At 65.6% G+C, this 10,871-nt stretch carries 10 protein-coding genes; 6 read left to right on the top strand and 4 right to left on the bottom strand.

Annotated features, from left to right (window positions below):
• Positions 1 to 25 precede the first annotated feature (25 nt).
• A complete protein-coding gene (locus NO347_RS10810; RefSeq protein WP_256289608.1) occupies positions 26 to 418 on the top strand; it encodes a tautomerase in 393 nt (130 codons plus the stop codon).
• 34 nt (positions 419 to 452) lie between these two features.
• On the opposite strand, the gene NO347_RS10805 is transcribed toward NO347_RS10810, so the two are convergent.
• The 3 genes from NO347_RS10805 to NO347_RS10795 form a co-directional block, all read right to left on the bottom strand.
• Positions 453 to 2,078 carry an SLC13 family permease gene (locus tag NO347_RS10805; RefSeq protein ID WP_256289607.1) on the bottom strand — a complete coding sequence of 542 codons (1,626 nt, stop codon included), beginning with the start codon at positions 2,076 to 2,078 and terminating at the stop codon, positions 453 to 455.
• A gap of 99 nt (positions 2,079 to 2,177) precedes the next feature.
• Positions 2,178 to 2,423 (bottom strand): hypothetical protein, encoded by a 246-nt coding sequence (locus NO347_RS10800; RefSeq protein WP_256289606.1) that lies wholly within the window; start codon positions 2,421 to 2,423, stop codon positions 2,178 to 2,180.
• 78 nt (positions 2,424 to 2,501) lie between these two features.
• A complete protein-coding gene (locus NO347_RS10795; protein WP_256289605.1) occupies positions 2,502 to 5,360 on the bottom strand; it encodes an ATP-dependent helicase in 2,859 nt (952 codons plus the stop codon).
• A 359-nt stretch (positions 5,361 to 5,719) separates the two neighbouring features.
• Here NO347_RS10795 and NO347_RS10790 point away from each other — a divergent pair, with 359 nt between their 5' ends.
• Together NO347_RS10790 and NO347_RS10785 are read left to right on the top strand one after the other, a co-directional pair.
• Positions 5,720 to 6,490 (top strand): MBL fold metallo-hydrolase, encoded by a 771-nt coding sequence (locus NO347_RS10790; RefSeq protein ID WP_256289604.1) that lies wholly within the window; start codon positions 5,720 to 5,722, stop codon positions 6,488 to 6,490.
• A gap of 137 nt (positions 6,491 to 6,627) precedes the next feature.
• Positions 6,628 to 7,248, top strand: a complete 621-nt coding sequence (locus NO347_RS10785; RefSeq protein ID WP_256289603.1) for a hypothetical protein — start codon at positions 6,628 to 6,630, stop codon at positions 7,246 to 7,248.
• A gap of 9 nt (positions 7,249 to 7,257) precedes the next feature.
• On the opposite strand, the gene NO347_RS10780 is transcribed toward NO347_RS10785, so the two are convergent.
• The gene (locus NO347_RS10780; RefSeq protein ID WP_256289602.1) at positions 7,258 to 8,013 is read right to left on the bottom strand and encodes a response regulator; all 756 of its coding nucleotides are present in this window, start codon (positions 8,011 to 8,013) and stop codon (positions 7,258 to 7,260) included.
• Positions 8,014 to 8,126: 113 nt separating this feature from the next.
• Between NO347_RS10780 and NO347_RS10775 the strand changes: the two genes are divergently transcribed.
• The 3 genes from NO347_RS10775 to NO347_RS10765 all read left to right on the top strand — a co-directional run bounded on the left by NO347_RS10775 (position 8,127) and on the right by NO347_RS10765 (position 10,813).
• Positions 8,127 to 8,477 (top strand): DUF8159 domain-containing protein, encoded by a 351-nt coding sequence (locus tag NO347_RS10775; protein WP_256289601.1) that lies wholly within the window; start codon positions 8,127 to 8,129, stop codon positions 8,475 to 8,477.
• A complete protein-coding gene (locus NO347_RS10770; protein ID WP_256289600.1) occupies positions 8,474 to 9,448 on the top strand; it encodes a serine aminopeptidase domain-containing protein in 975 nt (324 codons plus the stop codon). The genes NO347_RS10775 and NO347_RS10770 overlap by 4 nt, the downstream gene beginning before the upstream one ends.
• 78 nt (positions 9,449 to 9,526) lie before the next feature.
• Complete coding sequence (locus tag NO347_RS10765; protein WP_256289599.1) at positions 9,527 to 10,813, top strand: ornithine cyclodeaminase, nickel-pincer nucleotide-dependent; 1,287 nt, start codon at positions 9,527 to 9,529, stop codon at positions 10,811 to 10,813.
• Positions 10,814 to 10,871: the final 58 nt, after the last annotated feature.

The raw sequence follows: 10,871 nt of genomic DNA, 5'->3' as shown, positions 1-10,871 counted from the left end.
TCCGACTCCTCGCGTAGGCGTGGGCGTGCCACTGCTACAGTTCGATACGACGGTGTCCGCGACCGACGCGGAGAAAGAAGCGTTCACCGACGCGGTGACGGAACTCTACGCCGACGAGATGGCGACGACGACGGGTCACGTCGCCGTGGTGATCCGCGAGCATCCTGATGCGAACCTCTCGCTCGGCCGCGCGGTCGATGGGCCGTGTTGCTTCTTGAGTGCTGACATCCGCGAGGGTCGATCCTTCGAACGCCGTCGTTCGTTCGCGCTCGCGGTGATGGGTCTGATAGCGGACACGTGGGCCGTCCCCGAGGAGAATCTGAAGGTATCCTTCACCGAGCACGAAGGCGAGGATCTGATGGGCGTCGACCGCGTCGGCGGCGAGTGGTCGGCCGACGAAGAATCGAATCAGGCGTAGGACGCGGACGCGGATTCGACGCTGCTTTTCGCGCTCACCAGAGCACGACTGGCCAGACGAACCGGAACAGAAGCCAGATCAGCCCGGTGAGGACGGCCGTCATCACGAGGTTCAGGATGACGCCCGCCTTCATCATATGTCGCTGTTCGATGTAGCCTGAACCGAAGACGATGGCGTTCGGCGGCGTCGCGACCGGGAGCGCGAACGCGAAACTCGCGGCGACCGCGCCCGACACGGCGAGGAACACCGCGGCCGACACCTCGGCGAGACCGAGCGTGGCGGCGAAGACGCTCCCGATACTGATGAGGATCGGGATGATGATCGTCGCCGTCGCCGTGTTCGAGGTCATCTCCGTGAGGAAGATGACGAGCAGGACGACCACGCCGACCACGACGACGATCGGCGCGCCCGTCAGCGAACTGAAGACGGTGTCTGCGATCCAGTTAGTCGCGCCCGTCGCGGCCAGCGCGTCGGCGAGTGCGATCCCGCCACCGAACAGGAGGATCGTCCCCCAGTCGATGTCGACCAGTTCGTCCCACTCCATCGTGTCTGCAAGCACGAGCGCCGGAATCGCCGCCAGCCCGACCATCACGTAGTAGAGGATGCCCTGGTGGCCTTCGACGCCGAAGACGGTCATCCCGCCGCCGCCGAAGATCGTCGTCGCCCAGACCGAGGGCAGGAACGGGCCGACGAGATCGCCCAGGCCGCCGAGCACCCACAGCCCCGCCGTCGCGGTGAAGATGTACGCGACGCGCTTGCCGCGCGTGCTCAGTTCGCCCTCTTCTTCGAGGTATTTCGCCGCCTCCTCGCGCGCGGACTCGACGTTCGAGACTTCCGGCGGGTAGATCTGGTACGTCAGAAGGTACCACACGAGCGGGAGCGTGACGAAGACGATCGGCAGGCCGATCAGCAGCCACTGTGCGAACCCGATCTCGTATCCCAGAATCTCGTTGAGCTGGGCGGTCAAAATAGCGTTCGGAGGCGTCCCGATGAGCGTTCCGACCCCGCCGACGCTGGCGGCGTAAGCGGTGCCGAGCAGCATCGAGATCTGGAGGTTGGTGAACGAATCTGCCACTCCGACAGTCCCGGTGCTGCCGTCGGTGGCGACGTCGGCGTCGATGTCGGCGCTGGGGTCGGCAGCCGCGGCAGCAACGTCCTCGCGGCCGAGGACCTGCGTGAGGACCCCGAGCGCGATCGGCGTCATCATCGCCGTCGTCGCCGTGTTCGAGACCCACATCGAGAGGAAGGCAGTCGCGAGCATCACGGCCGCGACGAGGCGCCGCGGCGACGAGCCCATCTTCGACATCATCCACAGCGCGATGCGCCGGTCGATGTCGTACTTCTGCAGCGCGTTCGCCAGCATGAATCCCGCGATGAACAGGAAGATGAGGTGATCGGCGAACCCGACGAGTGCGGTGTCGAGGTCGTCGTACACGCCTAGCGCCGTCAGGACGAACGGAATCGACACCGCCGTCACCGCCAGCGGGAGCGTTCCGGTCACCCACAGGAAACCGGCGAAGAACATCGTCGCCACCGCGTACTGGCCTCTGATCGAGAGGCCCTCCGGCGAGGGCGCGGCCGCAATCACGGCCGTGCCGAGGATCGCGACCGCGAACAGTATCAGTCGCTTCTGTGTTTGCGAGTTACCCAGCTGTATCATTGATACGCGGCTCTAGCGAAACTGAATCATTAATATTTTCGAAAGCGACGAGAGAGCATTCGGCCCGTCTCGGTCTCGTATGCTGGGCCTCGTGTACGATCAGAAGTGCGTCGCGAGCGCCTCGATCTGGTCGTCGTCGAGTTCGGCCGCATAGAGGTCGAAAAGCTCCTGCTTACGAGGTTGAGAGAGCGCTCGCGTTCCTGATTCGAGCATCGAGACGTGCGCCTGGAGGATGTCGTCGACTTCCTGTTCCACCGTCCGCTGTTCGTAGCCTGCGGCGACGCGGAGGAGTCGCCAGGCCTGCGGCGAGAGGTCGGCTACGTCGACGGACGGCGTAGTGGCCATCGTCGATAGTTGTCGGTCGAACCGCCTAAACAGTCACGAACGACTGCAACGACTCCCGTTCACAGCGGGTCTGCCAGTTCAGTCGGGGCTGGAGGGCTCTCCACCGTCCGATGCGCGCGCCACGTTCCCGTCGATTTCTTCGAGGACCCGCGCGTGGAACTCCTGTAACGCCGCACTCTCGTCTTCGGCGAGGACGACGTCGCTCGCCAGCAGCGTCGCGAGACCGAACGCGCGAGGAGTCGGCGAGTCGACCTGCGTCGTGACCACGTCGACGTCGCCCGCACGGACCGCTTTCAGCACGTCTTCTATCGCGGCGACGTTCAGTTTGTCCTCGATTAGCTCCCGATACGTCTCGTCTATCACCGCGAAGTCGTCGAGGTCGTCGGCGAAAGAGAGCAGCATCTCAGCGGAGACCTGCTGTTCGGCCGCGGACTTCTCGTAGCCCTTGTAGCGCTTCAGAATCATCAGCGCGCGGGTGGCGTCGATGCGGAAGTAGCGCTTCAGTAAGTCCGTGCCGTCGAGCGACGCGCGGAGTTCCGAACGGACCGCCTCGGGGTCGAGGTCGCGCAGGATCGCGCCGACGTCCACCTTCCGATTCAGCGGCATCGACAGCGAGAAGCCGTTGTCGGCGACGGCGATCTGGACGTTCGCGTTCGAGCGGCGGGCACACTGGGCGGCGACGAGTCGCGAGAGGCCGTCGTTGAACCGCCGGCCGTACGTCGAGTGGACGTAGAAGTGCCGCCGGTAGGTCTCGCGGTCGAGTTCCTCCTCGACGACGAGACGCTCGTCGGTGGCGACGCTCTCTGCCCCGGCGTAGCGGCGCTGCTCGTCGAAGAGGCGCGCGATGGCGCGGACGGCGTTCTCGTCGACCGGGAAGTCCCGGAGCCACTCCCGGGCGGCGGGCCGTCCGCCGGCGGAGAGGCGATCGAGCAGGTCCCGCTGGAAGGCGGCGATCTCCCGACCGAGATCGTACGAGAGCGGGAGGCGTTCGGAGAACCACGAAGGGACCGTCGCGCGTGCGTTCGTCCGATCGACGTACACCTTCGAGCCGTGGCGGTAGCGATAGGCGAACCGATCGCCGCCGAGGACGAACACGTCGCCTTTCTCCAACGTATCGAGGTAGTTCTCGTCGAGCGTGCCGACCCACTCCTCGCTCTGTCTGGTCAAGACTTCGCAGGTGAACGAGTCCGGGATCGTTCCGATGTTGGTCATATAGATGACGCGCGCCATCCGCCCGCGCTTGCCGAGGAGGCGCTCGCCCACGTCGAACTCCTCGTAGTGGTGTTCACCCGACGGCGGGTCGTTGGTGTCGCGCCAGACTTTCGCGTAGACGTTCTTGTCTTCGAGTCCCTCGTAGCCCGCGGTCAGATAGCGAAGCAACTGCTCCCAGTCCGCCTCGGCGTAGTTTCGATAGGGATACGCTCTGCGGAGGGTGTCTACGACTTCCCGCTCGGGCCGGACGGCGTTGATCGCCATCCCGTAGACGTGCTGAGCGGCGACGTCTTGGGCGTTCTCGGGGACGAACACCCGATCGACGAATCCGTCTTCGGCCTTCTGCAGCATCACCGCGCACTCGACGAGTTCGTCGCGGTCGAGTGCGATCACGCGCCCCTCGACAGTCTCGCCGAGGCTGTGGCCCGCGCGGCCGACCCGCTGGAGCAGCGAGGCGACGGACTTCGGCGAGCCGACCTGTACGACCAAATCGAGGTGTGGCATATCGATCCCGAGTTCGAGGCTCGTCGAGGTGGTCACGACGTCGAGTGAGCCGTCTTTCAGCCCTTCCTCGACCGCCTGGCGACGCTCTTTCGAGAGACTGCCGTGGTGACAGCCCGAGTTGGCGTCGTCGTAGTCCTCGTAACGCTCCCGGAGGTTTTCGAGGACGCGCTCTGCGCCCGAACGGGTGTTCGTGAACACGAGGGTGTTCCGATGCGAGCGGATCAGTTCGTCGAGGCGGTCGTAGAACCCCGATTGAACGTCCGAACGCGGCGTGTGGATCAGGTCGTCGGTCGGACACTCCAACTGGAGGTCGAAGTCGCGGACGAACCGCGTGTCGACGATCTCGTGTTCGCGGGGGTCGCCGTCGGCGTCGCGGCCGACGAGGAACTCCGCCATCGTCGACAACGGTTCGACCGTCGCCGAACAGCCGATGCGAGTCGGCGACGTATCGACCAGATTTTCGAGGCGCTCTAAGGAGACCGAAAGATGCGTCCCGCGCTTGTTCTCCGCGAGGCTGTGAATCTCGTCGACGACGACGTACTCGACGGATCGGAGCTTCTCGCGGAACTTCGGCGCGTTGAGCAGGATCGCGAGCGTCTCCGGCGTCGTGTTGAGGATGTGTGGGGTCTCATCCAGCATCCGCTGCCGTGCCGCGGAGTCGGTATCGCCGTGACGGATCGCGTGCCGCACTTCGACGTCGGTGCCGCGCTCGTCCATCCGATCGCGGATTCCCTCCAGCGGAACGGTCAGATTGCGGTGGATGTCGTTCGCGAGCGACTTCAGCGGGGAGATATAGAGGCAGTAGACGGCGTTGTCGAGGCCGTCCTCGTGCTCGCGTCCCCGTCGGAACAGATCGTTCAGGATCGCCGTGAACGACGCGAGCGTCTTGCCCGATCCGGTCGGCGCACAGACGAGCGCGTTCGTCCCCGCGTCGACCAGCGGGATCGCCTCGCGCTGTGGGGGCGTGAAGAACCCGCCGTTCTGTTGGACGTAGCGGCCGAACTGATCGATCCACCACTCCCGTACTGCAGGTTCCAGCCGATCGAGGACGTCGCTGTCGGCGATGTCGACGGAATCGGGATCGAAATCGTAGGGGTCGGCGCTCCCCAGATCTCCGTCGTCTGCGGCGCCGTTGCCCGCCCCGCTGTCGGCGTTCCCTGCGCCGCCGCTCGCCGCGTCTGCAGCCGCCGATCGGAGCAGTTCACGCCCGCTCTGTACCATCGTCCGTAGGTTGGGGCCCAGGAGTAAGTGGGTTCTGCCCGAACCGGGTGGTAGAACCCCGACCGGCTATCGGCGTGGATTTATATCCGATCACGGGCCCAGCGACCCCGTGACGTAGGAACTGTCCCGCGTCGGGCAGCGGTCGTTCGGCACGTCGACGCGGGAGCTCACCCGCTGTGCCGACTGTTTGCCACCGGAACTACTAGGGATTATCGTAACTGTTCGGAGATTCTCGCCGTATCGTCCGGCGAGAAATCTATGGAGACTTACGATAATCCCTATACGAGCCTCCGGCTATCGCTCAGTTCGAGACGGACCCGTCCCGAACGACTATCCGGTCGCCCGTCGTAGCCCCGGCGATGCGTCTCACCTTCCTCGGAACCGGAAGCGCGATGCCCGTCCCCGACCGGGTGCAGACGGGGCTCCTCCTCGAATCAGGCGACCGCTCGCTGCTCGTCGACTGCGGGAGCGGCGTCCTCCACCGACTCGCGAGCACGGACGTAGGGTACGAAGGCGTCTCGTCGGTGCTTCTCACCCACCACCACCTCGATCACGTCGCGGACCTCCTCCCGCTGTTGAAGGCGCGCTGGCTGGCGGGAGAGGAGTACCTCGAAGTCGTCGGTCCCGCGGGGACGAAGTCGCTTCTCGACGGCCTCCTCGACGTTCACGACTACCTCCAGGATCGGGTCGATCTGAGCGTCCGCGAGGTCGGGCCGACCGAGTTCTCGGTCGCCGGCTTCGACGTCTCGGCGACGGAGATGGTGCACTCGCTGGACTGCCTCGCGTATCGGTTCTCGGCGAGCGACGGCGAGAGCGACGGATCGTCCGGCGTATCGAGAGACGTCGTCTTCTCCGGCGACGGCGAGGCGGCGTCTAGCCTCGCGAACTTCGCCGACGGCGCGGCCGTTCTCGCTCACGACTGTTCGTTCCCGGACGACGTGGACGTCTCGAATCACCCGACGCCGTCGCAACTCGGCGAGGTGCTGGCGGGCCACGACATCGGCCGCGTGTACCTGACCCACCTCTATCCACACACCGAAGGTCGCCACGAGGAGATGCTGGCCTCGATCGAGTCACAGTACGACGGCGACGTGTGCTTCGCTCGCGACGGGCTACGCGTCGAGGTGTGATACTGTCGGACAGCAGTTCGTGAATGATGTTGGCACCCACGGGGTGCCGATACGCTTCACATCGTTCTGTCCGACAGTATGAGCACCGGCCGGCACCACGCAGAAGACCTTTTGCGTGGCTCCGGCGACGGACTCGTATGCGACGCCGCCAGGCCCTCGCTGCGCTCGGGACGCTCTCTGTCGGTTCGATCGCCGGCTGTCTCGATCGTTCGTCGTTCCCGTTCGGTTCCGAAGGGAATCCTCACCCGCGTCGCGTCTCTATCGTCCATCTCGGGACACTCCCGGACGACGTCGCCTTCGCGATCGACGCCGAACTGCCGACGCCGACCGTCACCGATCGACATCCGGCGACGCTCGTTCTCACCGCCCGAAATCTCGGCGCGAAACGCGCACTCAGCGTCGGCGTCGACGGTTGTCGTCCGTTCAACCGATCTCGTGGCCGAAGCGAGAACGGCGGGCTGTGGCTCTACGGCGCTCGCGACGAACCGGAACCGCGCGTCGATGGTCGCTGGGAGTACGATCCCGACGGTCCGATCGGCTACCCCGCCTACGGCTGTGCGCGGCGCGTCTGGGCGGCCGGCGAGTCGCAGACGTACGTCTACTCGGTCTGGGACGACCCCGTAACCGAGGGCTACTACGAGCCAGGAACGTACCGCTGGACGCACTCGGTGTCGACAGCGCCTCCGGAGTCCGAGATGGACGCGGAGCCGACCGTCCAGGCGACGTGGGGGCTAGAACTCCGCGTCCAAGAGGCGTAGTGCGGTCCCTCAGCCGCCTGTGTTGAGTTGGGAGTCGTCGAGTTCCGAGACGGCGATCAGAAGTCGTCCGTCGTCGAGTGCAGTCACCATCTTCGACTCGGTGAACGTGCTCCCGTCCGAGCGAAGACCGCGACTGCGGCCGCTCCACTCGCCGCCACGGCGGACCACCGGCAGGACGTGGGTGCGGATGTGTTCGACCTCCTCGTCGGGGTGCAGTTCCGTCCAGTGCTTGCCCTCGACGTCGTCGGAATCGTAGCCGTAGAACGACGCGTAGGTGTCGTCGGCCTCCTCGAAGTGTGCGTCCGTCCCGACGACCCCGACGCCGTCGAGTTCGGTCTGGGCCTCCGGGTCGAACTGTCCCCCGCCCTCGACGGCGTGTTCGACGCGCCGGATCAACATCGTGTACTGGTCGGTGCCCATCCCTTTCTGAAGGTAGTCCGTGAGGCCCGCTCGCACGACCTCTGCGGCGACGTCGTTCGTCTCCTCGCCGGAGAACAGGAGTAGCGGGAGTTCGGGACGACTCTCGCGAACGGATTCGAGGAACGTGATCCCGTTCATCTCGGGCATATTGTAGTCGCTGATCACGCAGTCGACGTCCGAATCGGCCGACCGAATCCGATCGAGTGCGGCCGTCGGCGACGTCTCCGTCGAGACAGTGCAGTCGACGTCAGTCGAGTCGCCTTCGAGATAGGTCTTCACCAGCGCGACCAGATCTGGGTCGTCGTCGACGTAGAGAATCGAGAGAGGAGCACGGCTGGAAGTCACGTACGTTAGAGGGGTCAGAGAAAAAATGGATTTCGGCCGAACGGGTCGCCGGTGGGGTCCGACGTTTCGTCCGCGCGACAACAGTTTACTCGCTCCACGCGGAAGGGGAACGTATGAACGACGTCATCTCCGGACTCGAAGGCGAACTTCGGTCCAACGGAATCAGCGTCGAGTCGGTCGACCCGACCGGCGAGACGGTCGAATTGGTCTATCTCACGGCGTTTCCCGACGTGTCGGTGAACCACCAGGAGATGGGCCGTGCGCTTCGGACGTTCATCGAGGCCGCCGAACACGACGACTGGGAGCCCACGCGCGTCGAGGCGACGGTCCTCCGACACGACGACGACGTCCAGGGGACCTGGTACGCCGAGGCCGAGTGGTTTCGGCAGTACATAGACTACGACATCAGCGGCGAGGCGTTCTCCGAACGCGTCATCGAAACCCTCGCGGAGGGCGAACAGTGACCCGTCCCGGCGCGAACAGCGAGTGGAACGACGCAGAGCCCGACCAGCGCGCGCGTCGAAACCGACCGTCGAGATACGAGTTCTCGACGGTCAGGATGACGTTCCACAGCGGTGACGAGCGCTGCGTCGGGCGGCTGTACCGCCCCGACCGACCCGCAGATCCGGCGCTCGTCGTGATGACCGGCGGCCTCGTCGGCGCGAGCGCGTTCGGGCTCGACCGCTACGCCGAACGGCTCGCCGCGGCCGGCTACGCCGTCTTCCACTTCGACGTTCGATATGCCGGCGACAGCGACGGCGAGCCGCGGAATCTCCTCTCACCCGCGCGTCAGCGCGCCGACTGGGAAGCAGCGCTCGCCGGACTGCGCGGCCGCGGCGACGTCGCCACCGATCGAATCGTCCTCTGGGGGACGGATCTCTCCGGCGGCGCAGTGCTCGACGTCGCGGCCGACGACCCGCGGATCGAAGCCGTCGTCTCCCAGACGCCGATCCTCTCCGGTCGGGCGTTCCTCCGTGCCCGTGGGATCGGATTCCTCGCCAGAGGGACGCTCGCGGGCGTCCGGGACCGAGTCCAATCACTCCTCGTCGGTCCCCACACCGTTCCGGTCGTCGACGACGGCAGCAGCGACGATGGGAACCTCGCACTCGTCGCCACGCCGAGCGCCTATCGCGGCTACTGCGACCTCGTCGGCGACGGCGAGTGGGAGAACGAGACGCCTGCACGCTCGGTCCTCTCGCTCGCGCGGCACACCGGCGGCGAAGACCGCGATAGACTCGCCTGCCCGGTGCTCTTCCTCGGCGGCGAGCGCGACGACGTCGTCCCGGTCGAGGAGATCGAAGCGGCCGCCGAGGACGTGGCGGACGCGACCCTCCTGCGACTCCCGGTCGGGCACTTCGGTCTCTACGACGGGGACGGCTTCGAGCAGGCTGTCGGCCACGGCCTGGCGTTCCTCGATGCCGTGGTGGATGACTGATCCGCCGGGTCGTTTGCAGCACGCCGCGTCACTGGCCTCGCCGCAACCGTCTTTTAGCTCCCGAACGCAGTTGCCCGAATGAGCGCCACGCGAACGGTCGAACTCGACGGCCACATTATTGACTCGGGGACGCTACAGCGCACGTTCGGCATCGTGATGGATCTCGGCGGCTCCTTCGAGATCGAGACGTTCGACGTCGGACGACACAAAGACGAGACTTCCTACTGTCGGATGCGCGTCAGTGCCGACGACGCCGACACGCTCCAAGAGATCCTCCACGAACTCCACCAGAACGGCGCGAACCTCACCGACCCGGTCGACGCGCACGTCACGCCCGCACCGAAAGACCAGGTCGTCCCCAAGGGCTTTTATTCGACGACCAACCACCCGACTGAGATCCGCTACGACGGAGAGTGGGTGCCAGTCGAGAACATCGAGATGGATTGCGCCATCGTCGTCGAGGAGGGCGACGAGGGCGACCCCGTCAGAGCCGAGACGAAGGTACTGAACGCGATCCGCGAGGGCGACCTCGTCGTCACCGACGAGGCGGGGATTCGCGTGAAGCCCCCGGACCGACCGCGCGACAGCTCCGGCCCGTTCGGGTTTATGCAGGGCGGCGTCTCCGCGGAGCGTCCCTCTGAGTCGTTGATCGACGACGTCGCCGAGGCGCTCGTCGCGACGAAAGAGCGGGGCGAATCCGTGCTCGTCGTGGCCGGACCGGCAGTGATCCACGCCGGCGGCGGCGACGAACTCGCGCGCCTCGTGCGGGAGGGATACGTCGATATGCTCTCGGCGGGCAACGGCTTCGCGACGCACGACATCGAGCGCGGCCTCTACGGAACGTCGCTTGGGATGGATATGGAGACGATGGAGCACCCCCGGAAGGGCCACAAACACCACATCTACACGATCAGCGAGGTCATCCGCGCCGGCGGAATCGGACCCGCCGTCGAGGAGGGGCTCATCGAGGAGGGTGTGATGTACGAGTGCGTCGAAAACGACGTACCGTACGTGCTCGCTGGGTCGATTCGCGACGACGGACCCCTCCCGGATACGATCACGGATGCCATCGAGGCGCAGAACGCGATCCGCGAGCAGGCCAGAGAGGCCGATCTGGTGCTGTTGCTCTCGACGCTTCTGCACTCGGTCGCCGTCGGTAACTGCCTCCCCTCGACGACCCGCGTCGTCTGCGTCGACATCAATCCGGCGACGGTGACGCAGTTGCTCGACCGCGGGAGTTCACAGGCCATCGGGATGGTGACAGACATCGGGACGTTCATCCCGATGCTCGCCGAGGCAGTTCTCGACGCGGAGCGAGACGGCGAGATTGAGGATTCGGAGAGCGAAAGCAACGCCGAAAACTGAATCGAGAGCGAGACGGGAACTTCTCCGCTGGCGTCGACTGTGCTTGTACGGATTATCG

Origin of the sequence: Halobellus inordinatus, from assembly GCF_024464655.1 — an archaeon.
Lineage (GTDB): Archaea > Halobacteriota > Halobacteria > Halobacteriales > Haloferacaceae > Haloquadratum > Haloquadratum inordinatus.
Note: the sequence above shows the minus strand (reverse complement) of the source record. Positions and strands in the feature narration are given on the sequence as shown.

Excerpts from the sequence above, each read along its gene's own strand:
- NO347_RS10805 (WP_256289607.1), bottom strand. The coding sequence starts at position 2,078 with ATGATACAGCTGGGTAACTCGCAAACACAGAAGCGACTGATACTGTTC.
- NO347_RS10800 (WP_256289606.1), bottom strand. The coding sequence starts at position 2,423 with ATGGCCACTACGCCGTCCGTCGACGTAGCCGACCTCTCGCCGCAGGCC.
- NO347_RS10795 (WP_256289605.1), bottom strand. The coding sequence starts at position 5,360 with ATGGTACAGAGCGGGCGTGAACTGCTCCGATCGGCGGCTGCAGACGCG.
- NO347_RS10790 (WP_256289604.1), top strand. The coding sequence starts at position 5,720 with ATGCGTCTCACCTTCCTCGGAACCGGAAGCGCGATGCCCGTCCCCGAC.
- NO347_RS10785 (WP_256289603.1), top strand. The coding sequence starts at position 6,628 with ATGCGACGCCGCCAGGCCCTCGCTGCGCTCGGGACGCTCTCTGTCGGT.
- NO347_RS10775 (WP_256289601.1), top strand. The coding sequence starts at position 8,127 with ATGAACGACGTCATCTCCGGACTCGAAGGCGAACTTCGGTCCAACGGA.
- NO347_RS10765 (WP_256289599.1), top strand. The coding sequence starts at position 9,527 with ATGAGCGCCACGCGAACGGTCGAACTCGACGGCCACATTATTGACTCG.